Origin of the sequence: Pantoea sp. FN0302 (genome assembly GCF_050113775.1) — a bacterium.
GTDB lineage: Bacteria > Pseudomonadota > Gammaproteobacteria > Enterobacterales > Enterobacteriaceae > Mixta > Mixta alhagi.
Genome location: NZ_JBNJSM010000001.1, coordinates 1,993,512 through 2,019,318 on the forward strand (window position 1 = coordinate 1,993,512; position 25,807 = coordinate 2,019,318).

At 55.1% G+C, this 25,807-nt stretch carries 26 protein-coding genes, 1 tRNA gene and 2 pseudogenes; 17 read left to right on the top strand and 12 right to left on the bottom strand.

Annotated features, from left to right (window positions below; all coding sequences use genetic code 11):
* Nucleotides 1-48: 48 nt before the first annotated feature.
* Nucleotides 49-258: a transcription antiterminator/RNA stability regulator CspE gene (gene cspE / locus ACQE32_RS09380; RefSeq protein ID WP_038627478.1), complete on the bottom strand. Its 210-nt coding sequence runs from the start codon at nt 256-258 to the stop codon at nt 49-51.
* Nucleotides 259-1,584: 1,326 nt separating this feature from the next.
* On the opposite strand from cspE, the gene ACQE32_RS09385 reads away from it, so the two are divergent.
* Nucleotides 1,585-1,830 carry a hypothetical protein gene (locus ACQE32_RS09385; protein ID WP_426974082.1) on the top strand — a complete coding sequence of 82 codons (246 nt, stop codon included), beginning with the start codon at nt 1,585-1,587 and terminating at the stop codon, nt 1,828-1,830.
* Between the two features lie 87 nt (nt 1,831-1,917).
* Here ACQE32_RS09385 and gntT read toward each other — a convergent pair whose 3' ends face one another.
* The gene (gene gntT / locus ACQE32_RS09390) at nt 1,918-3,234 is read right to left on the bottom strand and encodes a gluconate transporter (RefSeq protein ID WP_085067644.1); all 1,317 of its coding nucleotides are present in this window, start codon (nt 3,232-3,234) and stop codon (nt 1,918-1,920) included.
* Between the two features lie 291 nt (nt 3,235-3,525).
* On the opposite strand from gntT, the gene ACQE32_RS09395 reads away from it, so the two are divergent.
* A complete protein-coding gene (locus ACQE32_RS09395; protein ID WP_427021662.1) occupies nt 3,526-4,668 on the top strand; it encodes an iron-containing alcohol dehydrogenase in 1,143 nt (380 codons plus the stop codon).
* On the opposite strand, the gene ACQE32_RS09400 is transcribed toward ACQE32_RS09395, so the two are convergent.
* From ACQE32_RS09400 to ACQE32_RS09410, 3 genes and pseudogenes are all read right to left on the bottom strand, one after another.
* Nucleotides 4,665-5,486: a Cof-type HAD-IIB family hydrolase gene (locus ACQE32_RS09400; protein WP_250652094.1), complete on the bottom strand. Its 822-nt coding sequence runs from the start codon at nt 5,484-5,486 to the stop codon at nt 4,665-4,667. The genes ACQE32_RS09395 and ACQE32_RS09400 overlap by 4 nt on opposite strands.
* Nucleotides 5,487-5,597: 111 nt before the next feature.
* Nucleotides 5,598-5,747: pseudogene (locus ACQE32_RS09405) on the bottom strand (helix-turn-helix domain-containing protein); the annotation flags it as partial.
* A gap of 232 nt (nt 5,748-5,979) precedes the next feature.
* Nucleotides 5,980-6,168, bottom strand: a complete 189-nt coding sequence (locus ACQE32_RS09410; RefSeq protein ID WP_250652092.1) for a hypothetical protein — start codon at nt 6,166-6,168, stop codon at nt 5,980-5,982.
* 193 nt (nt 6,169-6,361) lie between these two features.
* Between ACQE32_RS09410 and ACQE32_RS09415 the strand changes: the two genes are divergently transcribed.
* The 3 genes and pseudogenes from ACQE32_RS09415 to ACQE32_RS09425 form a co-directional block, all read left to right on the top strand.
* Entirely contained in the window at nt 6,362-6,541 is a 180-nt protein-coding gene (locus tag ACQE32_RS09415) for a colicin E3/pyocin S6 family cytotoxin (RefSeq protein ID WP_427021762.1), read from the top strand.
* Nucleotides 6,456-6,773, top strand: coding sequence for a colicin E3-like toxin immunity protein (locus ACQE32_RS09420; RefSeq protein ID WP_427021763.1), 318 nt, complete (start codon nt 6,456-6,458; stop codon nt 6,771-6,773). The genes ACQE32_RS09415 and ACQE32_RS09420 overlap by 86 nt, the downstream gene beginning before the upstream one ends.
* Before the next feature lie 525 nt (nt 6,774-7,298).
* Nucleotides 7,299-7,631 (top strand): annotated as a pseudogene (locus tag ACQE32_RS09425) (tyrosine-type recombinase/integrase); the annotation flags it as partial.
* A gap of 18 nt (nt 7,632-7,649) precedes the next feature.
* On the opposite strand, the gene ACQE32_RS09430 reads toward ACQE32_RS09425, so the two are convergent.
* Nucleotides 7,650-7,726, bottom strand: a tRNA-Arg gene (locus ACQE32_RS09430).
* A gap of 181 nt (nt 7,727-7,907) precedes the next feature.
* On the opposite strand from ACQE32_RS09430, the gene folD reads away from it, so the two are divergent.
* Both folD and ybcJ read left to right on the top strand, forming a co-directional pair.
* On the top strand, nt 7,908-8,774 hold the full coding sequence (gene folD, locus ACQE32_RS09435) for a bifunctional methylenetetrahydrofolate dehydrogenase/methenyltetrahydrofolate cyclohydrolase FolD (protein ID WP_250652090.1): 867 nt from the start codon (nt 7,908-7,910) through the stop codon (nt 8,772-8,774).
* Nucleotides 8,774-8,986 (top strand): ribosome-associated protein YbcJ, encoded by a 213-nt coding sequence (ybcJ, locus tag ACQE32_RS09440; RefSeq protein WP_426974582.1) that lies wholly within the window; start codon nt 8,774-8,776, stop codon nt 8,984-8,986. Before folD ends, ybcJ begins: the two co-directional genes overlap by 1 nt.
* 77 nt (nt 8,987-9,063) lie before the next feature.
* On the opposite strand, the gene ACQE32_RS09445 is transcribed toward ybcJ, so the two are convergent.
* From ACQE32_RS09445 to cysS, 3 genes are all read right to left on the bottom strand, one after another.
* Nucleotides 9,064-10,155 (bottom strand): oxidoreductase, encoded by a 1,092-nt coding sequence (locus ACQE32_RS09445; protein ID WP_426974583.1) that lies wholly within the window; start codon nt 10,153-10,155, stop codon nt 9,064-9,066.
* A complete protein-coding gene (locus ACQE32_RS09450) occupies nt 10,148-10,906 on the bottom strand; it encodes a DeoR/GlpR family DNA-binding transcription regulator (RefSeq protein WP_426974584.1) in 759 nt (252 codons plus the stop codon). Before ACQE32_RS09450 ends, ACQE32_RS09445 begins: the two co-directional genes overlap by 8 nt.
* A gap of 180 nt (nt 10,907-11,086) precedes the next feature.
* The gene (gene cysS, locus ACQE32_RS09455) at nt 11,087-12,466 is read right to left on the bottom strand and encodes a cysteine--tRNA ligase (RefSeq protein WP_427021663.1); all 1,380 of its coding nucleotides are present in this window, start codon (nt 12,464-12,466) and stop codon (nt 11,087-11,089) included.
* Between the two features lie 245 nt (nt 12,467-12,711).
* Here cysS and ppiB point away from each other — a divergent pair, with 245 nt between their 5' ends.
* The 4 genes from ppiB (at nt 12,712) to purK (ending at nt 15,641) form a co-directional block, all read left to right on the top strand.
* Entirely contained in the window at nt 12,712-13,206 is a 495-nt protein-coding gene (ppiB, locus tag ACQE32_RS09460; protein ID WP_249893841.1) for a peptidylprolyl isomerase B, read from the top strand.
* Entirely contained in the window at nt 13,206-13,922 is a 717-nt protein-coding gene (gene lpxH, locus ACQE32_RS09465; protein ID WP_426980986.1) for a UDP-2,3-diacylglucosamine diphosphatase, read from the top strand. The genes ppiB and lpxH overlap by 1 nt, the downstream gene beginning before the upstream one ends.
* A 145-nt stretch (nt 13,923-14,067) precedes the next feature.
* Nucleotides 14,068-14,577, top strand: a complete 510-nt coding sequence (gene purE / locus ACQE32_RS09470) for a 5-(carboxyamino)imidazole ribonucleotide mutase (protein ID WP_250652085.1) — start codon at nt 14,068-14,070, stop codon at nt 14,575-14,577.
* Nucleotides 14,574-15,641 (top strand): 5-(carboxyamino)imidazole ribonucleotide synthase, encoded by a 1,068-nt coding sequence (purK, locus tag ACQE32_RS09475; RefSeq protein WP_427021664.1) that lies wholly within the window; start codon nt 14,574-14,576, stop codon nt 15,639-15,641. Before purE ends, purK begins: the two co-directional genes overlap by 4 nt.
* 36 nt (nt 15,642-15,677) lie before the next feature.
* Here purK and ybbP read toward each other — a convergent pair whose 3' ends face one another.
* Both ybbP and ybbA read right to left on the bottom strand, forming a co-directional pair.
* On the bottom strand, nt 15,678-18,086 hold the full coding sequence (gene ybbP, locus ACQE32_RS09480) for a putative ABC transporter permease subunit YbbP (protein ID WP_426974587.1): 2,409 nt from the start codon (nt 18,084-18,086) through the stop codon (nt 15,678-15,680).
* Nucleotides 18,083-18,769 (bottom strand): putative ABC transporter ATP-binding protein YbbA, encoded by a 687-nt coding sequence (gene ybbA, locus ACQE32_RS09485; protein WP_250652082.1) that lies wholly within the window; start codon nt 18,767-18,769, stop codon nt 18,083-18,085. Before ybbA ends, ybbP begins: the two co-directional genes overlap by 4 nt.
* Here ybbA and tesA point away from each other — a divergent pair.
* The 5 genes from tesA (at nt 18,740) to ACQE32_RS09510 (ending at nt 22,540) form a co-directional block, all read left to right on the top strand.
* Nucleotides 18,740-19,360 (top strand): multifunctional acyl-CoA thioesterase I/protease I/lysophospholipase L1, encoded by a 621-nt coding sequence (gene tesA, locus ACQE32_RS09490; RefSeq protein ID WP_250652681.1) that lies wholly within the window; start codon nt 18,740-18,742, stop codon nt 19,358-19,360. The genes ybbA and tesA overlap by 30 nt on opposite strands.
* Nucleotides 19,361-19,391: 31 nt before the next feature.
* Entirely contained in the window at nt 19,392-20,165 is a 774-nt protein-coding gene (locus tag ACQE32_RS09495; RefSeq protein WP_426974588.1) for an SDR family oxidoreductase, read from the top strand.
* An 80-nt stretch (nt 20,166-20,245) separates the two neighbouring features.
* Nucleotides 20,246-21,103: a co-chaperone YbbN gene (locus ACQE32_RS09500; protein WP_427021665.1), complete on the top strand. Its 858-nt coding sequence runs from the start codon at nt 20,246-20,248 to the stop codon at nt 21,101-21,103.
* A 55-nt stretch (nt 21,104-21,158) separates the two neighbouring features.
* Nucleotides 21,159-22,076: an SPFH domain-containing protein gene (locus ACQE32_RS09505; RefSeq protein ID WP_250652079.1), complete on the top strand. Its 918-nt coding sequence runs from the start codon at nt 21,159-21,161 to the stop codon at nt 22,074-22,076.
* Nucleotides 22,076-22,540, top strand: a complete 465-nt coding sequence (locus ACQE32_RS09510) for an NfeD family protein (protein ID WP_426974590.1) — start codon at nt 22,076-22,078, stop codon at nt 22,538-22,540. Before ACQE32_RS09505 ends, ACQE32_RS09510 begins: the two co-directional genes overlap by 1 nt.
* A gap of 35 nt (nt 22,541-22,575) precedes the next feature.
* Here ACQE32_RS09510 and cueR read toward each other — a convergent pair whose 3' ends face one another.
* Nucleotides 22,576-22,983, bottom strand: coding sequence for a Cu(I)-responsive transcriptional regulator (gene cueR / locus ACQE32_RS09515; protein ID WP_426974591.1), 408 nt, complete (start codon nt 22,981-22,983; stop codon nt 22,576-22,578).
* A 173-nt stretch (nt 22,984-23,156) separates the two neighbouring features.
* Here cueR and copA point away from each other — a divergent pair, with 173 nt between their 5' ends.
* The gene (gene copA / locus ACQE32_RS09520; protein ID WP_427021666.1) at nt 23,157-25,742 is read left to right on the top strand and encodes a copper-exporting P-type ATPase CopA; all 2,586 of its coding nucleotides are present in this window, start codon (nt 23,157-23,159) and stop codon (nt 25,740-25,742) included.
* Nucleotides 25,743-25,807: the final 65 nt, after the last annotated feature.

The following is a 25,807-nucleotide window of genomic DNA, read 5'->3' on the forward strand; positions in this document are numbered from 1 at the left end:
AAAAAAAAACCCGCCAGCAGGCGGGTTTTTAAAATTCTGACTGTTAACTTACAGAGCGATAACGTTAGCAGCAGATGGGCCTTTTGCGCCGTCAGTGATTTCAAACTCAACGCGCTGACCTTCGGCCAGGGTTTTGAAACCATTGCTCTGGATAGCAGAGAAGTGTACGAATACGTCTTTGCTGCCATCTTCCGGAGTAATGAAGCCGAATCCTTTGGACTCATTAAACCACTTAACGTTACCTTTGATCTTGGACATCTATATTACCTTTACATGAAAAATGGACACTAAACTGTGTCGGGGTTAAGTACAGCAATTGCCGCGCCTTTTGTCCAGTGCGTCGTGAAGAAAAAGTGATAAATATCGCCTTTTTTTCGTATGTGACTACTTTGTAGAAGTCATTAAATACCACAGAGAATCGTCTTTCCAGAGCAGTCGCCTTCACCTCCTCATCTCAATCAATCATAACCCAATGATTTAATTAAGGTAAATTTTGATATTGATCTGCTCTCTAAAAAAACGCGGTAACAACGGATGTTTTCCAGCGTCTCAACCTTTGCGGCGAAAAATTACCATGCCAGACGATAACAACATTGAGCAAAAGTTAAACAGCATTTTATATCGCCGTAAAGTTATCCCACACCCATCTCATTTAGCCTGGCTTTAGCTTTTAACAGCAGGCCTCTTGTGCATCAAGGCAATATCAGAGGTAGCACGCATCACACTCTTTCCTTTTTCTAATGAGAAAGGAATATCTACCGATTAAAAATTGCTCTCTTATTGAGAAAAATCATTGAAATCAGCTTTTTCTTATCTTTATAGCCTGGTCCAGTGAAAAGCATGCTTTAAATTTACTTACTTTTCATTTATTTAGCGCGTGATCATAACAACCTTAAACAGATTAAGTAAATTTATAGATCTTTCATGTGTTTTTGCTAAGATATTTCACGCCGCGAAATCAGCAGTAAGGAAGATAAGGATGGTCATGAAAGTACGATGTACCGCCTGTGGCAGCAAAAGGTTTCGCTATACTACCGGGGACCAAAAAGGGAAATTTCACCACGGCGCGGTATGTGCTTATTGCTTTAAACCTTTTACCGTACAGGATGTATTACCCCATACAGAAATAGATCCTATTGCCCATTGCCTTATCAGGCAGCGCAATAGCCGACTCAGGCCTTAGAAAAGCGGCACCTGCCTGAGGTGCCGCCAGTTAAACTAAAACAGAATCTTGAATACGCCGGTAAGCGTTAGTAACCCAACGATAAAGATAATTGCAATAATCCAAAGTATAATCTTCATTCTATTCTCCCTGTAGACGACTATGGCGATGAGTCGATAAGTAAAGTGCGCTGCGGTCAGTTTTTAAGAAAACATGAGCGCCATTTGGTCAACAACCGCAACGTTATCTGTCGCTTAAGTATAGTTAAGGATTGGGATTTTGCATTTTGCGAGCCCGGTCGCGCTCTTTACCTTTCCCCCTGCCCTGCCGCTTCGCTCTGTGCAATAAAGAAAGCTAAACTTAAGGCGGGTATCAACCCGGTGTCTTAGTGACTTTTTGTCAGCCTGTAAAAAGGAGGCCTTATGAGTACGATTGATACCAATATGGGCAGATATTGTCTGAAGGCGAACCATGCCGGTAATCATATCAAGGGGACGATTGCCATCAACGATGAGGGCGGCGACCAGCTCTCTTTACAGGAGTTTGATGAGCACTATCTGGATGATGTGGTTAATAACGTTATCTATCCGGTCACCGGCGGCAATCGTGAAATTACGCGGGCGCTGCGCGAGCAAATGATAAAAGCGGGTTTTAATCAGCCGCATTAAATGACCAGGGACCCCGCAGGATGCCCTGGCGCTTGATGCTTCGGGCAGCAGCGCAACCGGGAATATCAGCGTCGCTGCTGCCTTAGCTTAGATAAGAGCAGAGAGCAGCAAACACCCCACCAGCCCGCAAACCGAAATAATGGTCTCCAGCGCTGACCATGATCGCATGGTTTCACCAATGGTCAGGTTAAAATACTCTTTGAACAGCCAGAAGCCAGGATCGTTAACGTGCGAGAAAATAACGCTGCCTGCTCCCACAGCGATCACCATCAGCTCAGGGCTGGCACCGGAAGTGGCAATCAGCGGCGCGACGATACCACCCGCGGTAATGGCGGCAACGGTTGCCGATCCCAGCGCAATACGCAGTACGGCGGCAATCGACCAGGCCATAAAAATAGGCGACAGGTTAGTAGCATGCATCAGACCGGCAATATATTTGTCCACGCCGCTGTCCACTAACACCTGTTTAAAGGCGCCGCCGCCGCCGATAATCAGCAACATCATGGCAATAATCTTGATGGAATCAGTCAGCGTATCCATCACCTCTTCCATACTACGGCCGCGATTAAGGCCAAAGGTAAAAATACCAATCAGTACCGCTATCAGGGTTGCCATTACCGGATCGCCAAAGAACTCCGCCCAGGGCAGCAACGGGTTATCTTTAGGCAGAACCATTTCCGCTACGGCACGTAAAGCCATCAGCACAACCGGTACCAGCGCGGTCCAGACGCTGACGCCAAAGCCTGGCATTTCCTCTTCGCTAAAGGTTTTCGGGTTGTAAAGCCCTTCCGGAATAGGCTTATCAATGTTTTTCAGAAAGCGCGCATAAACCGGCCCCGCCAGTATTACCGTTGGAATCGCCAGCAGCGTACCGAACAACAGCGTTTTCCCCATATCGGCGTTAAACAGCGTGGCAATAGCGGTCGGACCCGGGTGCGGCGGCAGGAAGCCATGCGTTACGGATAAAGCGGTGGCCATTGGTACGCCAACGTAGAGCAGCGGCACGCGCGCCGAGGCTGCAATGCTGAACACCAGCGGCAGCATCAACACAAACCCCACTTCATAAAACAGAGCAAAACCCACGGTAAAGCCGGTTAATACCACGGCCCACTGAATATGACGGTGGCCAAATTTAGCAATCAGCGTAGTGGCGATCCGCTGCGCCCCGCCGCAGTCCGCCAGAAGCTTCCCTAACATTGCGCCGAATCCCATGATCAGCGCCAGGCTGCCAAGTGTGCTGCCAACGCCAGCTTTAATGGAGGCGATCACTTTATCGACCGGCATTCCCTGCATTATTCCCACCACCAGCGCAACCAAAATAAGCGCAATAAATCCATTAAGCTTGAAGCGAATCATTAGCAGGAGCAGCAGCGCGACTCCAACCGCAACGATAACTAATGGCATAATTTTTCTCCGGTGAATGGCCGCCAGGAATAACGGCCGACTTTATCATTGTGGGTCACGACAGGAATAAACTGAGTGACATGCTTAGCAGCAAGTGAAAGCGTTGCCGTATTGTTACCGATAACATGGTAGCGGTAACAAATTGTCACTGGAATCAGAGCCGCAGGTAGAATTATTGATTTGCGAAGATGATCAACTTTTTACCGCCATGTTAACGTTCATAAGCTATCCATAGCGGAGCGGTTGACTGTTAAACTCACCTCTCCTTACTAAACCGTGGCGGGAGTAAACGTGTTGACCAGCCAGACGATCGCTAACCGACAAACTTTTTTTGGCCGGGGCAGCCTGCAACAGCTGCTACCGCTACTTCAGCAAACACCGCAAGCGACACTCCTGTTTTGCAGCCGCTCTTTCCTTAACAGCTCGCACTACGCTGCTATCAGTCCGGCGCTTAAGCCGTTGCTTATCGGCTATGAAGTCGTTACTCATGAAGCCTCGCCGGATAATATTGACCACTGGGTCGCGCGCTGGCGCGGCAAGGTTGAACGCGTGGTGGCAATTGGCGGCGGCAGCGTTCTGGATGCGGCCAAAGCCTTCGCCGCCATGAGCCAGCACCCGCTTAACACGTTGCGCTATCTGGAAAAAACAGGCGATACGCCGGTCAGCGGCGAAACGCTGCCATTAATTGCCGTTCCAGCTACGGCGGGCACCGGGAGCGAAGTGACGCAAAATGCGGTAGTCACCGACCAGAGCGATAACAAGGTTAAGGCTTCATTACGTCACGCTAATTTTGTGCCGCAGGTTGCCATTCTTGATGCTGATTTACTCGGCGGCGCGCCCGATAAGGTCCTCGCCTGCTGCGCTATCGATGCCTTTACTCATCTGTTTGAAGCCTGGCTTTCAGCCAAAGGGAATATGTTCACCCGGCAAACCGCGCTTAACGGTATGCGTCAGTTTATTAAGGGCTGGCCGGATCTTAATCGTCAGGATGAACGCGGAGCCGAAGCGCGCGAGGCGATGTTGATGGCGTCGTGGCTGGGAGGGTTAAGCCTGAGCATGGCCGGGTTAGGCGTTATCCACGGTATTGCGGGCGAGCTGGGCGCTATCAAAGCCTGGCATCACGGTGAAGTCTGTGGCCGCCTGCTGTTGCCCTTTTTAGCGCTGCTGGACAACAGCGAACATCCGCAGCAGCAGGCATTAATGGCCGAGCTACAGCTGGCGCTGTTTGGCGCAGCACACCCGACGCCGGCAAGCTATCTGTCGCAGTGGCTTCAACAGCATGCTGTATTTCCTTTCTGGCAGCAACGGCTTGCGCTCAGCGCCAGCGAAGTCGAGTGGATAGTGGCGCGCGCCAACAGTAAAAATTCGCTGGTTAATTACAGCCTCGCGCAAAGGCGTTGGATGCTGGAGCAGGCGTACTGCTGTACCGACTAATCAAAGGGAGGGCGTCCGTCCAGCAGCAACTGGATAACATCCAGCACGCCTTCCTGATTATTTGACGGTGCCCGATACTTTGCTGCCGCCTTCACTCTTTCGGGCGCGTTAGCCATAGCGTAACCGAAACCGGCCTGGCTAAGCATCTCCAGATCGTTGCCGCCGTCGCCAAACGCCAGCACCTGTTGATGGGTTATTCCCCAGCGCTGCTGCAGCAGCGCCAGGCCGTGCGCTTTGTGCAAGCCGGGAATAATCAGATCAACAGAGCCATGGCCGCTGGTCACGGCGGTCGCGACGCCAGCATGATGTCGTTCAATATCTGCCATCAATACCGGAACGTACTCATCCGAGAGATTCAGCGCAAATTTAAACAGACGATCGTGAATCTCATCCAGCCGTTCTACTGGCTGGAGGCGATAACAGTAGCGGCGCATTTTTTCAATGTAGGCAGCGGGCGCCGAGGAAAAATACCAGGCGCTGTGGTAGCCGCACAGCACATAATTCAGCGCAGGGTAATTGCCGCGTGCCAGCGTATCGATAATTTTTGCCACATCGCCAGCTGGAAACTCGCCCACGAAGCGATCCTCGCCCGCCTCAACGATATAAGCGCCATTCTCTGCCACAAAGGCGAGCTCATGTGCAATGTCAGGAAAAAAGGTGCGCAACTGATAATACTGGTTGCCGCTGGCAACCACGAACCGAATACCGCGTGCCTTAAGCTCTGCATACTGTTCGGCAAAGCGCGCACGGTTATAATTTTTCCGGTCATCAAGAAAGGTGCCATCCATATCAACAGCAATAAGTTTGATATCCGCCATTATTTTGCCTCTGCTTACGCTAACTGAGGGTGATCTTAGCTGACGATCGCTTTTGCTGCCTCCTGCAACATCTTAACGCTGGCCGCTCTTTTAACGGCTGGCTAATGCGTTTTACTTCGCCTTGATACCTGATTTTTTCATTCTTGACAGCAGCGTGGTGCGTTTTAAGCCTAAACGGCAGGCCGCACCGCGAGGACCGGCAACCACCCCGTTAGTCTCTTTCAACACCTGAAAAATACGTTCGCGCTCATCGAGAACGTTCATTACCGGAGGCGTTTCTTCCGGCATGTCAGTATGGATAACGGATAAGGGCCGATGCATCGAAACGGTGGCTCGGTAAAAAGGAGAAGATGATGAAATATCAAGGATCGTTTGATTTCTGGTTCGGAGCAGCGTGTAAAAATCAACGGTGTTAACCAGAGAATATCTTAATTTTAGCCGATTAAAGATGCTCACCAGACGCTTTCTTACGAGAGCACCTGGTGATATATCATCAGGAAAGTATATCGCTGATATGTGCAGATAAATCTTCTTTTTTGATTCCAGTGAGTTCAGCCAGACTGGAAGATAATTCTTCAATACTCTTGCCTGTCGATGACGGGCCTGACGTAGCATGAGCAAAGTAAAGCCCATTATCGAAACCAATATCGAAAGTAATATGATTAAGCTGAACACGTTGCATAAACGATCCTTTTAATAACATGAAATTCAGGCTTAACGATAATTTGATAACTTATCAAAGCATCGTTTGTTCCTGATAATGCTTCATCAGGCGGTAACCATAAGGTCTCGCTAACGACGCACCAGCAAAAAAGCCTTCTGAGCAAAAAACGCACAACAGTAATAGTGTAAGTCTTATCTGCCATAAAGGCCAAATCTATCGACGTCGATGGACAGCTGACAAAGGTAACAAAATTTATGAATGGGATTCACAAGGGGTGAAGTTAGATGGTTATCGTTCAAGTGACGGTGCGCATCTTGGCAGTTTTGATCCCGCAACCGGTAAGCAGCTTAAAGGACCGGATAAGACAAGAAACATCAAAAAATATTTATAAGGAGTTTATTTTGGGTCTAAAACTTGAGCTTTATTGGTGTGAGAAGAATGGTAATAACATTATTGGAGAGGAATCATCTAAAGATTTAGGTGGGAATTTTGATATTGTTAAGTCTTTGGGGTTCATTCCTAATGAAGTCATTAATAATGGTGAATTTGACGTCCCAGATAACTGGGTTGAGAAAATTCAGCCGTTCTTCAAATCCCCTCTTTTGCTAAAAGAGTACGACTAGCTAATTTCGTTCACGTTCCATGACGTGTGGCGAAAATCTTAAAACGGTTAATTAGTCTTTTTCAACGTAAGCCGCGTCAGACGCAGCTTTTTCATGCCCTAAAACATAAAAAAACTTATCATTACTTCCTGCTTAGTGCCTTTACTCCCTATGAAGCGTTAGCTGCTGCATGCCGTTTAACGCATGTGTAATTAGGACCATCATGTCAATCACCCTCAGAGACGGTGTATGACACTGTCATTTATTTACTCCAAATGGCAAAAGGGTTAGGCGCTCGCTTAGGGCAGCGGACAAGAAGCAAGTTCAGAAGCTGTATGACCGGCTGAAGGATGGCGCGTTGAAGAGTTAGACGACTTACCAGCACGCTCATTTGAAGAAGCCTGCATGCGCTGGCTTGATGAAAAGGAGCATAAGCTCAACCTGGACGATGACAAAGTGAATATAGAGTTCTTCCTCGATCATTTTGCCGGGCGCGATATATCAACCATTACCGGCGAGGAAGAGCAGAAAACTGTAGGAAGGATGGCAACCCGGCCTGACGGAACCAAGACTCCGGCGGTCAGGAAAATGCGGTGCGATGAAAACACAGCGTGGCGGATCGGACTCAAGCGGGCAGGCATTGAGGATTTCCGGTTTCACGACTTGCGACACACCTGGGCAAGCTGGCTCATTCAGTCAGGAGTTCCGCTATCCGCGCTGCAGGAAATGGGTGGCTGGGAAAGCATCGAGATGGTGCAGCGTTATGCACATCTGGCGCCTAACCATTTAACGGAGCATGCGAGGCAAATTGACGCGATTTTTGGAAGTCGTGTCCCAAATCTGTCCCACGTTGAAAATCTGAAAGCTGGAGGCGAGTGATAAGTGGTTGATATTTAATGGCACGCCCTACAGGATTCGAACCTGTGACCTACGGCTTAGAAGGCCGGTGCTCTATCCAGCTGAGCTAAGGGCGCATTGATGCGTTGCGTCGAATTATACGGCGCAAAGACAACGAGTCAACGTTTTTGCAGCCGTGTCGTTCCCATCGCCGAAGATGTAACCAGCCAGCGTGATTCAGGGACTGACAGCAGCCTGTGCTTCTGACAAAATATGCCCCATTCCCCGATTCACTCAAACAGATGGATTTCTTCACTGATGGCAGCAAAAATTATCGACGGTAAAACGATTGCGCAGCAGGTGCGCCTTGAAGTTGCCGAAAAAGTGAAACAGCGTCTGGCGCACGGAAAACGCGCGCCGGGTCTGGCCGTGGTATTGGTGGGAGAAGATCCCGCTTCTCAGATCTATGTTGGCAGCAAGCGCCGCGCCTGCGAAGAAGTCGGTTTTATCTCTCGCTCTTACGATCTGCCCGTCACCACCAGCGAAACTGAGCTGCTGGCGCTGATTGACGCCCTGAATAATGACCACGAGATCGACGGTATTCTGGTGCAGCTGCCGCTGCCTGCGGGTATTGATAACGTCAAGGTGCTGGAACGCATTGCCCCGGATAAAGACGTAGATGGTTTTCACCCGTATAACGTAGGCCGCCTGTGCCAGCGCGCTCCGCTGCTGCGTCCCTGCACGCCGCGCGGCATTATCACGTTGCTGGAGCGTTATAACATTGAAACCAACGGCCTGAATGCAGTAGTGGTTGGCGCATCGAATATCGTTGGACGTCCGATGAGCCTTGAACTGTTGCTGGCAGGCTGCACGACCACCGTTACGCATCGCTTTACCAAAGATCTGCGTCATCATATTCAATACGCCGATCTGTTGGTGGTCGCCGTCGGTAAGCCGGGCTTTATTCCTGGTGAATGGATTAAGCCGGGCGCCATTGTGATTGATGTGGGCATTAACCGTTTAGAAAGCGGCAAAGTAGTGGGCGATGTCGATTTCGAGGGCGCGGCCGAACGTGCATCCTGGATTACCCCGGTGCCAGGCGGCGTTGGACCGATGACGGTGGCAACGCTGATCCAAAATACGCTGCAGGCGTGCGAAGACTATCACGATAAAGGAGCCGTATAATGGCGACATTTTCCCTGGGTAAACATGCGCATGTGGATTTATGCGACCTGCTGAAGCTTGAAGGCTGGGTAGAGAGCGGCGCAGTGGCCAAAAATCTGATTGCCGACGGACTGGTTACCGTTGATGGCCAGGTTGAAACCCGTAAACGCTGCAAGATTGTGGCGGGACAAACGGTTGAGTTTGAGGGTCAGCGCGTAACAGTAACGGCCTGATGCCGCTGAGGCGATGAGATCGCCACTGTTGAATGTGAAACAGCCGGCTAAGCCGGCTGTTTTTTATTGCTGCACCGTTACTGCACCTGCGGAAAACGCAGCGCACTCTTTTCCCCGGCGCTGAGCGCTGGCGACTGGGCCTGACCGCTTTCTGATGCTTTTACTGCCGCCTCCAGTACTGCCATTACCGCCAGCGCCTGCTCAGGCGGTACCGGATTCTGCTGCGCACCGTTCAGCGCATTGGCGATCTGAATATAATACTGACGCTGATCGCCCGCTGGCACAGGCAGCTGCGTTTGCGCTTCGCCGCTATAAAGCACCATCGCTTCATCATCTTCGCCCCACCCTGCACTGCCAGGTGTCACCCCAGCCAGCAGCTGGCTTTCCTGGCGATCGGCCCGTGCTTTAATCAGACTGCCTTTGGTGCCGTGTACGCTAAAGCGCGCTACGCCACCGGCCACCAGCATGCTGCAATGCAGGATCACGCGATGCGACGGATAATTTAAGACCGCATGCGCCCAGTCATTCACTTCCGCATTATCACGCAGCGTGGCGATATTGCCCTGAACGCTCTCCGGCAAGCCAAACAGCTGAAGCGCCTGATCAATCAGATGTGGGCCGATATCGAACCACAGGCCGCTGCCCGGCACGTTCTGCTCGCGCCAGCGCACGCGAACCTGCGGACGGAAACGATCAATATGTGATTCAAACTGCACCACATGCCCCACCTGCCCCTGCTCTATTGCCTGGCGCACGCCGAGATAGTCACTGTCCCAGCGGCGATTGTGGAATACCGACAGCAACAGCCCTTTCTCCTGCGCCAGCGCGATCAGCTCCCGCGCTTCCTGCATATCCAGCGTAAAGGGTTTATCAACCACCACATGCTTGCCCGCTTCCAGAGCCTGACGCGCCAGCGGTGCGTGCGTGGTGTTCGGCGAGGCGATCACCACCAGATCGATTTCGGGATGGGCGATCGCCTGCTGTGGCTCAGCGATCACACGCATGCCAGGAAAATCGGCATGGACTTTGGCGGCATCGCTGGAGGCGATAGCATACAAGTTCAGGCCCGCCGTAGCGGAGATCAGCGGTGCATGAAAGGTTTTACCGGCAAAACCATAGCCAATCAGCACAACGTTAAGCATCTTTGCAGGCGTAGCGGTGTTACTCATGTTGTTCTCCTTCAGCGATAACAGAGACGTCGGTAGAGGATAAAGCAGGCAGCTCATCCCAGCGACGATCGATAAACAGGCGTTGTATCTCAGCTAAATCCGCGACCCGATGAGGCTGGCAGCGATTCAGTTTTAAATGATCGGCTACCAGCCAGCGCTGGGCGCTGAATGCCAGCATGGCGCGTTTGATTTCTGCATCCGCCTCATGGCTGGCGCTAAGTCCCAGCGTGGGATGCACCGCGCAGGCGCCCAGCACAGCAATATCGGCACGATAACGCTGCAGCATCGCCAGCGTGGCGGCACCAGCGAACAGGCGTTGCTCAGTGTCCCATTGCCCGCCCAGCAAAATGAGCTCAATCCCCGGGCGATCGTTCAGCGCCCAAGCAATATCCAGCGAGGCGGTAATTACCCGCGCCGGAACGGTCAGCGCAGCGGCTACCGCCAGCACCGTGCTGCCTGCATCCAGCATCAGCGTACTGCCCGGCGGGATCTGCGCCGCAACCGCTTCTCCCAGCCGCTGTTTGGTTGTGTTGAGTAGCGCGCTGCGCGCCCGACGCGTCATGGCCGGTAGATCCAGCGCAATCGCCCCGCCATGATTTTTCTGCGCCAGCCCCTGCTGTTGCAGATCGTTCAGATCGCGGCGCACGGTATCAACCGATACCTGCATTATCTGAGCAAGCTGCGTCACGCTGGATTGTCCCTGCTCGCTGAGCAGCGTTAATAAGGCTTTTTGCCGTGCGGCTTTATGCATAAATATCCTCCATGAAAGCAATATACAGCAGAATACTGCAAGATACTGCAAGATACTGCAAGATACTGCAAGATACTGCAAGATACTGCAAGCTTATCAGAAAGGGCTCGCTAAAGGATAGCGTTAGCGGGAAGTAAAGAGAGCAAAAAAAAGGCCGGTGAGTACCGGCCTTACAGAGGTTTATTTACGACGCCAGGTAGTGCCCTGAGGCCCATCCTCCAGCACAATGCCAAGCGCATTCAGCTTGTCACGCGCGATATCCGCCTGCGCCCAGTCTTTGGCCTGGCGCGCATCGTTACGCATCTTGATCAGCGCTTCAATCTCCGCGACATCGTCATCCTGCGCCCCGCCCTGCAGGAACAGTTCAGGATCCTGACCCAGCAGGCCCAGCACGCCCGCCAGCTCGCGCAGGCGTGCGGCCAGCCCGTTTGCGGCAGTCATATCTTCCGCTTTCAGGCGGTTGACCTCACGCGCCAGATCGAACAGCACCGAATAGGCTTCCGGCGTATTGAAGTCATCATCCATTGCCTCACGGAAACGAGCCACAAAAGCTTCTCCGCCTGCGGCTTCAGCGCTGGCATCGGTGTGGCGCAGTGCGGTATACAAGCGCTCCAGTGCCGCGCGTGCCTGTTTCAGATTCTCTTCGCCATAGTTAAGCTGGCTACGATAGTGACCGGACATCAGGAAGTAACGCACCGTTTCCGCATCAAAGTGCTGCAGCACATCGCGAATGGTAAAGAAGTTGCCAAGAGATTTAGACATCTTCTCGCGATCCACCATCACCATGCCGGAGTGCATCCAGTAATTAACGTACGGGCCGTCATGCGCACAGGTAGATTGCGCAATTTCATTTTCATGGTGCGGGAACATCAGGTCAGATCCGCCGCCGTGAATATCGAAATGCTCGCCCAGCTGTTTGCAGTTCATTGCCGAACACTCAATATGCCAGCCCGGACGTCCGGTGCCCCACGGTGACGGCCAGCTTGGCTCGTCCGCCTTCGACATTTTCCATAAAACGAAATCCATCGGATTGCGTTTCACATCTGCTACTTCCACCCGGGCGCCCGCCTGAAGTTGCTCCAGGTCCTGACGGGAAAGGCAGCCATAATCCGCATCGCTGTCCACGGCAAACATCACGTCGCCATTGCTGGCAACATAAGCGTGACCACGAGCAATCAGCTTTTCCACCAGCTCAATAATTTCGCTGATGTGGCGTGTGGCGCGCGGTTCCAGATCGGGCGGCAGAATATTCAGCGCACGGAAATCAGCATGCATTTCCGCGATCATGCGGTTGGTAAGCTCTTCTACCGTTTCCCGGTTTTCATTGGCGCGCTTGATAATTTTGTCATCAATATCAGTGATATTGCGCACATATTTCAGCTGATAGCCGCTGTAGCGTAGGTAGCGCGCCACAATATCAAAAGCCACGAAAGTACGGCCATGGCCGATGTGGCTGAGGTCATAAACGGTAATGCCGCACACGTACATGCCCACTTCTCCGGCATGAATCGGTTTAAATTCCTCTTTTTGTCGCGTCAGGGTATTAAAAATTTTAAGCATTGAACTTTCCGTATAAGCGTGTGCGGATAAACGAAACCAGAAGGTCTATTTTTCACGTAAGCGTCGCGCAATGCAAGAAAGTACACCGCGCAGCGCACTTGCGGCAGGCAGAAAAGGCCCATTGCGCTTACTGACGCCAGCGCGCGAATTATGTTATAAGGGGCGTCTGTTAAAACTGGCCTGGCACTCTGCTTCAGCGTGCGGGTACAGTATCTTGAAAACACCAACCTTTACAGGATGAGATTATGGTTACTTTCCAGACTAATCATGGCGATATCGTGATCAAAACGTTTGATGACAAAGCGCCTGCAACCGTGCAGAACTTCCTGGACTACTGTCGTGAAGGTTTCTACGACAACACCATTTTCCACCGTGTGATCAATGGCTTTATGATCCAGGGCGGCGGCTTTGAGCCGGGCATGCAGCAGAAAGCCACCAAAGCGGAAATCCGTAACGAGGCCAACAACGGCCTGAAAAACACCCGCGGCACGCTGGCGATGGCACGTACTTCCGCACCGCACTCTGCTACCGCGCAGTTCTTTATCAACGTAGCAGACAACGACTTCCTGAACTTCCGTGACGAAAGCCTGCAGGGCTGGGGTTACTGCGTGTTCGCCGAAGTGGTAGAAGGCATGGATGTGGTTGATAAAATCAAAGGTGTAGCCACCGGCCGCAGCGGCATGCATCAGGACGTACCGAAAGAAGACGTGATCATTCAGAAAGTCACCGTTAGCGAGTAATGTCACGCACGCTATTCATCGCAGATCTGCATCTGTGTCAGCAAGAACCGGCAATTACTGCCGGTTTTCTGCGTTTTTTACAGCGCGAAACGCAAAATGCTGATGCATTGTACATTCTGGGCGATCTGTTTGAGGCCTGGATCGGCGATGACGATCCCAATCCACTGCATCAGCAGATTGCCGCTGCGCTGCAGGCGCTGCCGCTGCCGGTTTACTTCATCCATGGCAATCGCGATTTTCTACTGGGCAAACGCTATGCCAGCGCCAGCGGCATGCAGCTGCTGCCGGAAGAGCAGGTGCTGAATCTTTATGGTCGATCGGTGCTGATAATGCATGGTGACACGCTCTGTACCGATGATGAAGGCTATCAGCGTTTTCGCCGTAAAGTGCATCAGCGCTGGCTGCAACGGCTGTTTCTCGCCCTGCCACTGCGGCTGCGTCAGCGTATTGCGCTGCGTATGCGCGACAGCAGTAAAGATGCTAATCAGCATAAAGCGGTTGAGATTATGGATGTGAATCCTCAGGCGGTAATGGAGACGATGGCACGCCATCAGGTGCAGTGGCTGATCCATGGCCATACGCATCGTCCGGCGGTACATACGCTGACAGTGAATGGCCAGCCAGCGGAACGTCTGGTGCTGGGTGCCTGGCACAGCGAAGGGTCAATGATTGAAGTTACCCCGCAGCACCTGTCTCTGATCCACTTCCCCTTTTAAAAGCGGTCAGCACGCCGCTTTTACTCAGGTAAACCCGCTACGCAACCGTTTTCCTTCCGATTGAGTCATGTTATTCTCTGTGCCCTTCCCGACCGCGTGAAAACCACGCCGGTGACCTTTGGATAATCACAGGAGTCACATCCGCATGTCTCTTAACGCCGCCCCGACCCGCATCGCCATTGTCATGGGTTCAAAAAGTGACTGGGCCACTATGCAGTTCGCTGCGGAAATCCTTACCGTTCTGGACGTTCCTTTCCATGTTGAAATCGTTTCTGCGCATCGCACGCCCGATAAGCTGTTCAGCTTTGCCGAAGGCGCGGCGGATAACGGTTTTCAGGTGATTATCGCCGGTGCCGGCGGCGCGGCGCATCTGCCTGGCATGCTGGCGGCAAAAACGCTGGTGCCGGTGCTGGGCGTGCCGGTACAGAGCGCGGCGCTGAGCGGCGTTGATAGCCTCTATTCTATTGTGCAGATGCCGCGTGGTATTCCGGTGGGTACGCTGGCGATTGGTAAAGCGGGCGCGGCCAATGCCGCACTGCTGGCAGCGCAAATTCTGGCGACACACGATCGTGAGCTAGCGACCCGACTTGCCGCCTGGCGACAGGCGCAAACCGATGAGGTGCTAAATAACCCCGATCCGCGGGAGGAAGCATGAAGCCGGTTTGCGTACTGGGAAATGGTCAGTTGGGAAGAATGCTGCGTCAGGCGGGCGAACCGCTGGGTATCGCGGTTTATCCAGTTGGTCTGGATGCTGAGCCGGAAGCGTTGCCGATTCAGCAGAGCGTGATCACCGCTGAAGTTGAGCGCTGGCCGGAAACCGCGCTGACGCGTGAACTGGCGCGCCATTCAGCCTTTGTGAACCGCGATATTTTTCCGCTGCTTGCCGACCGTTTAACGCAAAAGCAGCTGCTCGATCGGCTGGGGCTGGCAACCGCGCCCTGGCAGTTGCTCTCTTCTGCTGAACAGTGGCCGCAGGTGTTCGCGCAGCTGGGCAAACTGGCGATTGTTAAGCGTCGTACCGGCGGCTATGACGGCCGCGGTCAGTGGCGTTTGCGCGCCGGAGAAACCGATGCGCTGCCCGGAGACTGCTACGGCGAATGCATCGTTGAGCAGGGCATCAACTTTTCTGGTGAAGTTTCGCTGGTGGGCGCGCGTGGACATGACGGCAGGACAGTGTTTTATCCGCTGACGCATAACCTGCATCAGGATGGGATCCTGCGCACCAGCGTAGCCTTGCCGCAGTCTGAACCGGCCCTGCAGCAGCAGGCGGAGCAGATGCTGAGCGCGATTATGCATGAGCTTAACTACGTTGGCGTCATGGCGATGGAATGTTTTGTGGTGCCGCAAGGCCTGCTGATCAACGAGCTGGCACCGCGCGTGCATAACAGCGGGCACTGGACGCAAAATGGCGCCTCCATCAGCCAGTTTGAACTGCACCTGCGTGCGATTCTTGACCTGCCGCTGCCGCTGCCGGTAGTGAGTATGCCATCGGTGATGGTGAACCTGATCGGCACGGCGCTTAATCAGCAGTGGCTCAGCGAGCCGCTGGTGCATCTGCACTGGTATGAAAAAGAGGTGCGGCCCGGTCGTAAAGTAGGCCACCTGAATCTGAGCGATCCCGACAGGCAGCGCCTTGCGGCTGCGCTTCAGGCGTTGGTGCCGATGCTGCCGCCAGAGTATGCCAGCGGCATTGAATGGGCGCAGGCTACGCTGCGCTAAGCGGTATGGCGGTCCGTTTTCGGCGGACCGCCAGCATCAGAAACTGCGGAACAGCGCTTTACCGCGCAGCAGCCGTACTCCCAACCAGCCGCCGCACAATGAAAGCAGCAGCGCCCCGCTTAACGGCAACGCAATCCAGAGCCGGTAGTCAGGCTCCCAGGGAAAATCGAACACCTTACGCTGCAATCCCCATAATGCCGCCTCAGCGCCCAGCGCCGCCGCCACACCCGCCACAATGCCTAACAGCGTAAACTCATACCACAGCGTTGAACGCAGCAGCTTTTTCCCGGCACCCAGCGTGCGATAAACCACCAGCTCCTGCCGTCGCTGTCGCATCCCTACCTGCACCTGAGCCAGCAGCAGCAGCAGGCCACAGGCGGTAACCAGCACCACCATAATTTCCAGCGCCTGGCTCACCTGCGTCAGCACCTGCCCTATCTGGCGCATCATCGACCCGATATCCAGCAGGCTGAGCGTCGGAAAAGCACGGTTCAGCTGGGCCAGCGTCCCGGTGCCGCCATCATAACGGAAGCTGGTAAGCCAGGTTTGCGGCTGCTCATCCAGCGCTCCCGGCGGGAAAATAAAGAAAAAGTTAGGCCGCAGGCTCTCCCAGTCAACTTTACGCAGGCTGCTAATTTTAGCGCTAAACTGCTGCGTATCGCCGGTAAAGGTCAGGGTATCGCCGAGCTTCACGCCTAAACGATCGGCCAGCTCCGCTTCCATCGACACCTCTCCGGCGCGCGGCGGCCACTGTCCGGCCACAATCGGATTATGTTCCGGGCGGCGCGATAACGATGTCAGATTAAGCTCGCGGTTTAGCGCGTTGTCACGGCGTGGATCCACGGCCTGTTGATTAATTTCCGTCAGACGCACGCGCGCAACGGGATAAAAAGTGCCGGGCTCAATCTGATGCTGCGTCAGGAAACGCTGCACGTCCGCTACCTGTTCACGGCTGATATTCAGCAAGAAATAGTTAGGGCTGTCGGCAGGCAACTGCTGCTGCCAACGATCGAGCAGATCGCCGCGCAGCACCAGCAGCAGGGCCAGCAGCATAAAAGAGAGCGAAAAAGCCGCCAGCTGACTTAAGGTTACCCACGGCTGGCGCAGCAGACGATTTATCGCCAGGCGCAGCGCCAGTCGACGTACGGTCAGTCGGCTCAGCAGCCAGAGCGCTCCCCATCCCAACCCCGCCAACAGCGCCGCCAGCAACACCACCCCGCCCAGCAATGCCCAGAGCAGCTTACTGCTGCCCACCAGCAGCACCAGCAGCGCAATCACCACCAGCGCCATGATCGGCAAATAGTAGCGCAACGGCCAGACGGCATTGATGACATCCTGTCTCAGCACACGCAGCGGCTGCGTCGCCAACAGCAGCCGATAAGGACGCAGACCCACCAGCAGGGAAATGGTAAACAGCGCGCCCAGCGCCCAGATCCACGGCCAGAGTCCGGCGGCGGGCAGTTCGCCAGGGAGAACCGGACGCAGCAGAGTTAACAGCAGGCGCTCAAAGCCCATCCCCAGCACGCTACCGGCCAGCGCCGCCAGCAGCAGCACCGCCAGCCACTGGCCGACAATCAGTTTGCGTAAGGCGCTGCGTCCGGCACCCAGCGTTTTCAGTACCGCGACCAAATCGTAGCGGCTGCGGCAATAGTGGCTCATCGCCACCGCCACCGCCGCCACCGCCAGCAGCAGCGTCAACAGGGCAGACAGCAGTAAAAACTGCTGGGCACGCTGCATCGATCGCCCCAGCGCATCTTCTGAGTTTTCCACGCTCAGCCAGCGCTGATCGCTTTTTAACAGCGGCGTAATCCAGCGATCGTAGCGTCCTAACGCTTCTCCAGCGCCAGCTACTTTATAGCGCCAGGTCAGGCGGCTTCCCGGCTGCACCGCGCCGGTTTTTTCAACGTCGGCGAGATTCATAAGCAGACGCGGCGCGGTTTGAAAAGGATTAAAACCCGCGTCCGGCTCCTGTAAAACCGCTCCGGCGATATGCAACCGGGTATCGCCGATGTCCAGTTCATCGCCCGGTTTAACGCCCAGCAACGTCATCAGCCGTGGTGCCAGCAGTACGCTGCCGGGCTGCGGTTTCAGCCCCGGTGGTTCGGTGCGTAGTTCGCCAAACATCGGGTAAGACTGGTCCACCGCCTTTACCGCCGCCAGCTGCGGCGCTTCGCCCGCAAAGGTCATGGTCATAAAGGTGAGCTGGGCGGAGACGTTCAGGCCCAGTTGCTGCGCCCGATCCAGCCACGGCTGCGGCACCGGATGCGTACTGCTTAATGTGCGGTCGCCCGCCATAAACTCGCGGCTTTGCTGCGTCAGACCTTTTTCCATGCGGTCGCCCAGCGTGCCCAACGCCAGTACGCAGGCAACCGACAAGGTGAGCGCCAGCCAGACGATCAGCAACGAGGGCGAGCGCCATTCGCGCCAGAACCAGCGCCAGATCATGCTTCCTCCCACAGCTTGCCATCACGCACGCGCAGCCGCCGATCGCAACGCGCCGCCAGCTGCAGATCGTGGGTCACCAGAATCAGCGTGGTAGCGTTGTCACGGTTCATTGAGAACAGCAGATCGGCAATGCGATCGCCGGTTTGCCGATCGAGATTGCCGGTCGGCTCATCGGCAAACAGCACGTCAGGACGACCATTAAAGGCGCGCGCCAGCGCCACGCGCTGCTGTTCGCCACCGGAAAGCTGCGACGGCAAATGATGCAGCCGCTTGCCCAGTCCCAGCTGCTCCAGCAGCGCCTGCGCCTGATCACGACTCTGTCGCTCAGGATCGCCGCGCAGTAATGCAGGTAACTGTACGTTTTCCAGCGCGTTCAGGGTGGGAACCAGCATAAAAGACTGAAAGACGAAGCCGACATGACGCGCCCGCAACTGCGCGCGCTGCTCCTCGTCCATTTTTTGCAGCGGTTCGCCGCACAGCCAGACCTCTCCGCTACTGCCATCATCCAGCCCGGCGAGAATGCCCAGCAGAGTAGACTTGCCCGATCCTGATTCACCAATCAGGGCGATGCTCTGCCCCGGTTTGACAACCAGGTCAACTCCGGTAAGGATGAACAGCTGATGCTCCCCTTCACCGACGGATTTAGTAAGATGATGAACTTCAACAATGTTTTCCGCTGGCATTATCCCTTCCTGTTGTTATTACTGTTACTTACGCGTGTGGCGTCCGCAGAATCACTGTTGGTTCTCGGCGACAGCCTGAGTGCGGGCTATCGCATGTCGGCCAGTGAGGCCTGGCCAGCCCTGCTGGATAAAAAATGGCAGCAGCAGCCAGAGGTGATCAACGGCAGCATCAGCGGCGATACCGCTGCGCAAGGATTGGCGCGTCTGCCTGCGCTGCTGCAACAGCATCATCCTCGCTGGGTATTGATCGAGCTGGGCGGTAATGATGGCCTGCGCGGTTTCCCACCGCAAAATATCGAGCAGGACTTAAGTAAAATCATCACAACGGTTCAGGCGGCCAATGCTCAACCTCTGTTGATGCAGATCCGTCTGCCGGCGAACTATGGTCGTCGGTATAACGATGCTTTTAATAACATTTATGTCAAACTGGCCCAACAACACAATATTCCGCTGGTGCCCTTCTTTATGGAGCAGGTCTATCTTAAACCACAGTGGATGCAGCAAGACGGTATTCACCCCGCACCGGATGCGCAGGCATTTATTACCGATCTGATGGATAAAGAACTGGCTCCCCTAGTTAAGCATGAGTAATAAACGGCACAGAAGCCACGGACGTAAAGTTATGCAAAAAAACGTATTAATTACCGGCTGCTCCAGCGGAATCGGCCTGGTTGCAGCCAACGATCTTTTGATGCGCGGCTATCGCGTGCTGGCCGCCTGTCGCAAGCCGGAAGATGTGGCGCGCATGAATGCGTTGGGATTTACCGGAATTCAGCTCGATCTCAACGATGCACAGAGCGTAACGCAGGCGGCGGAACAGGCGATCGCCCTGAGCGAAGGGCGGCTGTATGGGTTGTTTAATAATGCTGGCTATGGCGTTTATGGCCCGCTGGAAACCCTGACGCGTCAGCAGCTGGAGCAACAGTTTGCCAGCAACCTGTTCGGCACTCATCAGTTAACAATGCTACTGTTGCCTGCCCTGCGCGCCAGCGGTGATGCGCGCATTATCAATACCAGTTCGGTCATGGGCCTGATCTCCACGCCGGGACGCGGCGCCTATGCCGCCAGTAAATATGCGCTGGAGGCCTGGGCCGATGCTCTGCGTATGGAGCTGCATGGCAGCGGCGTTCGCGTTAGCCTGATAGAGCCCGGTCCTATTCATACGCGCTTTACCGACAACGTGAATCAGACACAGCAGGAAAAACCCATTAAAAATCCCGGTATTGCGGCACGCTTTACGCTGCCACCGGAGGCGATACTGCCCAAGCTGCGTCATGCGCTGGAGAGCCGTCATCCACGCCTGCGCTATCCTGTGACGCTGGTCGCGCATGTGATGAGTTGGCTGCGGCGCTTGCTGCCAGGCTGGATACTGGATCGCATTTTACGCGGCAACTAACGCGGCAGCGCAAATTTGGCTTGAAGCCGAAGGCAACGCCCCAATATCGTATTAAAGTCATCAGACAAAGAGACGCATACATGTCATTACACGCTTCGATTATTAATATCAACGAATCTAACCTGCAGCAGACGCTGGAACAGTCCATGACGGTGCCGGTGCTGTTCTATTTCTGGTCTGAACGCAGCCAGCACTGCCAGCAGCTTACGCCGGTGCTGGAGCGTCTGGCACAGGAGTATGCCGGGCAGTTCGTGCTGGCGAAGCTGGACTGTGATAATGAGCCGATGGTTGCTTCCCAGTTCGGCCTGCGCGCCATTCCTACGGTTTATCTGTTCCAGAATGGTCAGCCGGTTGATGGCTTCCAGGGACCGCAGCCGGAAGAGGCTATTCGCGCCCTGCTGCAGAAAGTGCTGCCGCGTGAAGAAGAGCTAAAGGCGCAGCAGGCGCTCGAGCTGGTGCAGCAGGGGAAACCGCTGGACGCGCTGCCGCTGCTGAAAGAGGCCTGGCAGCTCAGTAATCAATCCAGCGAAATCGGCTTTCTGCTGGCTGAAGTCTTGATCTCGCTTAACCGCAGCGATGAGGCGGAAGGCGTGCTGAAAGTAGTTCCGCTGCAGGATCAGGATACCCGCTATCAGGGGCTGATGGCGCAGATCGACCTGCTGAAGCAGGCGGCGAATACTCCGGAAATCCAGCAGCTTCAGCAGCAGCTGGAGAGCGAGCCGCAGAATGCCGAGCTGGCAAGCAAACTGGCGCTGCAGCTGCATCAGGTTGGCCGTAACGAAGAGGCGCTTGAGCTGCTTTACCGCTTTTTGAAAACCGATCTCAACGCCGCCGACGGTCAAACACGTAAAATGCTGCAGGAGATCCTGGCGGCGCTCGGCACCGGCGATGCGCTGGCGGCTAAATATCGCCGCCTGTTATACTCCCTGCTCTACTAATCTCTGCCGACAACGGGCCAGGGTTTGGCCCGTCATAAAACAGTCTGGAGGTTTTATGCTTGCTGTGATCCCCGTGCTTATTGTCGTTGCGTTAATTATCGTCTGGTCAGGCATAAAAATTGTGCCACAAGGCTACCAGTGGACCGTGGAGCGCTTTGGTCGCTATACCAAAACGCTGCAGCCCGGCTTAAATCTTTTAGTACCCTTTATGGATCGTATTGGTCGCAAGATCAACATGATGGAGCAGGTGCTGGATGTCCCTTCTCAGGAAGTCATCTCCAAAGATAACGCCAATGTCACCATTGACGCCGTCTGCTTTATTCAGGTAGTGGATCCGGCGCGCGCCGCCTATGAGGTCAGCAATCTTGACCAGGCGATCCTTAATCTGACGATGACCAATATCCGTACTGTGCTTGGTTCCATGGAGCTGGATGAGATGCTGTCGCAGCGTGACAGTATTAATACCCGCCTGTTGCATATTGTGGATGAGGCAACCAACCCGTGGGGCATCAAGGTGACACGTATAGAGATTCGCGATGTGCGCCCGCCGCAAGAGCTGATCGCCGCCATGAACGCCCAGATGAAAGCAGAGCGCACCAAGCGCGCCGATATTCTGGCGGCGGAAGGCATTCGTCAGGCGGCGATTCTGCGTGCCGAAGGGGAAAAACAGTCGGAAATATTAAAAGCGGAAGGCGATCGTCAGGCCGCTTTCCTGCAGGCGGAAGCGCGTGAACGCGCCGCGGAAGCCGAGGCACGCGCCACCAAAATGGTATCGGAAGCGATTGCTGCCGGGGATATCCAGGCGGTGAACTACTTTGTTGCGCAAAAATATACCGATGCGCTGCAAAAAATTGGCTCTGCCGATAACAGCAAAGTGGTGCTGATGCCGCTGGATGCCACCAGCATTATGGGTTCCATTGCCGGGATCAGCGAGCTGCTGAACGAAAGCAAACAGTCGCGGAGTAATAAATAATGTTGGCGGCCGTCATTAATCATCCTCACTGGTTCTGGTTAACGCTGGGCGGCCTGCTGTTGATTGCGGAAATGCTGGGTACCAGCGGCTATCTGCTCTGGAGCGGTCTGGCGGCACTGGCGGTGGGCATCATCCGCTGGCTGCTGCCCTTTTCATGGGGAACCCAGGGGGTGCTGTTCGCGCTGCTGACGTTACTCGCCGCCTTTCTGTGGTATCGCTGGCTCGCGCTGCGCCAAAAACAGCCCGGCATGTTGCTTAACCAGCGTGGGATGCAGATGACGGGTATGCATCTGACATTGGATGAAGCTTTGGTTAACGGGCTGGGTCATGTGCGCGTCGGCGACAGCAGCTGGCGCGTGCAGGCTGACAGCGATCTCCCCGCCGGTACGCGTGTAGTGGTGATTTGCGTGGAAGGCGTGACCTTACGCATCCGGCCGCTGGCGGCTGAAAATGCAGGCCGCTGACTTTTACCAAAGATAGATCGCTCCTGGACAGGCCGCTATTTTTCGTTGCGATGACAGCAGCCGACCAGGTTATCAATAATCGGACAATCTGCACTCTCATCGCCGGGGCACGCCTCCGCCAACGCCAGCAGCCGTTCACGCATTGCCTTAAGCTGATCGATATGCGCTTCAATTTCCTTAACTTTCAGCAGGGTGCGCTGTTTGACATCTGCGCTGTGACGCCCCGGATCATTAAACAGATGCACCAGTTCACGGCACTCGTCCAGCGTAAAACCTACCTGCCGCGCCTGTCGCAGCAGTGTCAGCTCGTCCAGATGACGTGCCGTATAGCTGCGGTAGCCGTTTTCGCTGCGCAACGGCGGCGTTACCAGCCCTTTTTCTTCATAAAAGCGGATTGCCTTACTGGTTAAGCCGGTTCTTTTAGCCACATCGCTAATGTTCATTCTGTTCCCCTTCAGACCATTACAGGCAGGATAACGCCGATCCGCCGCCTGTGCTTTACAAAAATCACGATCATGCAAAGCGTCCGCCTGCTAAAAACTTGACCTTCCCCTTAATGGAAGGTTTAAGCTTACAGCTCTGATAATCTGTTGTGCCTGAAAAGAGGGAGAAGCTTATGTCACATACCACTCTGTTAGCGCTGGATGGCCTTACCTGCGGCCACTGCGTGAAACGCGTAAAAGAGGCGCTGGAGCAGCGTCAGGACGTACAGCAAGCCGAGGTTTCGCTGAACGAGGCGCGGGTGATCGGCGACGCCGCGTCAGAAGCGCTGATCGCTACCGTTGAGCAGGCGGGCTATCAGGCGAGTCTGCAGGACAATGCGCACCCAAAGCCTGAACCGCTGTCAGCATCAGAAAGCCAGCTGGCAGCGGATAAGGTATCAACTCCCGCTCAGGCCGAGCCGGTAGCGGGTCATGCACACTTTTCAACTAAAGCCGACGCCGCAGCGCATAGCGCGGCGCTTTCAACGCAGGCAGACGAAGCCGCAGAGAGCTATCAGCTGTTGATCGACGGCATGAGCTGCGCCAGCTGCGTGAGCCGGGTTGAAAAAGCGTTAGCTCAGGTTGAAGGCGTACAGCAGGCACGCGTTAACCTTGCCGAGCGCAGCGCTCTGGTAATAGGCTCCGTGCAGCCAGATGCGCTGGTTGCCGCCGTAACGGCTGCGGGCTACGGCGCTGAAGTGATTGGCGATGAGAGCGAGCGGCGCGAAAAACAGCAGGTCAGCGCGCGCCAGGCGATGCGGCGCTTTAGCTGGCAATCAGCGCTGGCGCTGGCGCTTGGCGTACCGCTGATGATTTATGGCATGTTCGGCGACAATATGATGCTGACCGCCAGCAACCGTAGCGGCTGGCTGGTGGTCGGCGTCCTGACGCTGCTGGTGATGGTGGTCGCAGGCGGACATTTTTATCGCAGCGCGTGGCGCAGCTTGCTGAACCGCTCCGCCACAATGGATACGCTGGTTGCGCTGGGTACGCTCGCGGCCTGGCTCTATTCCATCAGCGTTAATCTGTGGCCAGAATTTTTCCCGCCCGCCGCACGTCATCTCTATTATGAAGCCAGCGCGATGATCATCGGCCTGATTAATTTGGGTCATGCGCTGGAGCAGCGGGCGCGTCAGCGTTCGTCAAAAGCCCTGGAGCGGCTGCTGGATTTAACCCCAGCCACGGCACGTGTCGTCACCCCTGACGGCGAGCAAGCCGTTGCATTAAGCGACGTTCAGCTGGGAATGGTTTTACGGCTGGCTACAGGCGATCGCGTTCCGGTTGATGGCATTATCACCCAGGGCGAGGCCTGGCTGGATGAGTCGATGCTGACCGGCGAGCCGCTGCCGCAGCAAAAATCGGCAGGCGAAGCCTTACATGCCGGTACGCTGGTACAGGACGGTAGCGTGCTGTTCCGCGCCAGCGCCGTCGGTAAGAACACCACGCTGTCGCGCATCATCCAGCTGGTGCGTCAGGCACAGAGCAGCAAACCGGCAATCGGACAGCTGGCCGATCGTATTTCCGCCGTCTTTGTACCGGTGGTGGTTATGATCGCGCTGTTCAGCGCCGCCGTCTGGTATTTCTTCGGCCCGCAGCCTTCAATGGTCTATATGCTGGTGATTGCCACTACCGTGCTGATTATCGCCTGTCCCTGTGCCTTAGGATTGGCGACGCCGATGTCGATTATTGCAGGCGTTGGGCGAGCGGCGGAGTTTGGTGTCCTGGTGCGCGATGCCGATGCGCTACAGCGTGCCAGCGAACTGGATACGCTGGTATTTGATAAAACCGGGACGCTAACGCAGGGCGCGCCTCAGGTCACGCAGATCATTACTTTTAACGGCTTTAGCGAAGAGCAGGTCTTGCGCTGGGCGGCGGCACTGGAGCAAGGATCCAACCATCCGTTGGCGAAAGCGATTCGCGATCGCGCCGGGGAGATGGCCCTGCCGGAAAACAGCCAGTTTCGCACCCTACGCGGTATGGGCGTTAGCGCCCAGCTGGAGGGCAAGCCGATGCTGCTGGGTAATGCTGCCCTGCTGACGCAGCAGCAGATTGAGGCGGAACAGGCCGCATCCCTTGCCAGTGAACAGGCAGCTAAAGGCGCGACGCCGGTATTTCTGGCGGTGGCGGGCCAGCTGGCTGGCCTGCTGGCAATCCGCGACCCGCTGCGTAAAGAGAGCGTTAGCGCGCTGCAGCGCCTGCATGGGCTGGGCTATCAGCTGATTATGCTGACCGGGGATAATGAAATCACTGCCAACGCCATTGCGCGCGAGGCCGGGCTGGATCGGGTGATTGCGGGTGTATTGCCGGATGGCAAAGCAGCGGCAATTGTTCAGTTGCAGCAGGCGGGGCATAAGGTGGCGATGATTGGCGATGGAATTAATGATGCGCCCGCCCTGGCTCAGGCCGATGTCGGGATTGCCATGGGCGGCGGCAGCGACGTAGCGATCGAAACCGCGGCCATTACGCTGATGCGCCACGATCTTCACAGCGTGGTGGATGCGCTGGCGATTGCCAAAGCCACGCTGCGTAATATGAAGCAAAATCTGCTGGGCGCTTTTATCTACAACTCCCTGGCGATTCCTGTCGCCGCTGGCGTGCTCTGGCCTTTGACCGGCACGCTGCTCAGTCCGGTTATTGCCGGTGCGGCGATGGCGCTCTCCTCGATCACCGTGGTGAGCAACGCTAACCGGCTGTTGCGCTTTCAGCCACCCGGACAGTAACGTGACTTCCTCTGCGCCTGGCGCTGGCTTGCTGAACGGAAGTCAGCGCTTTCACCTGTTCATCG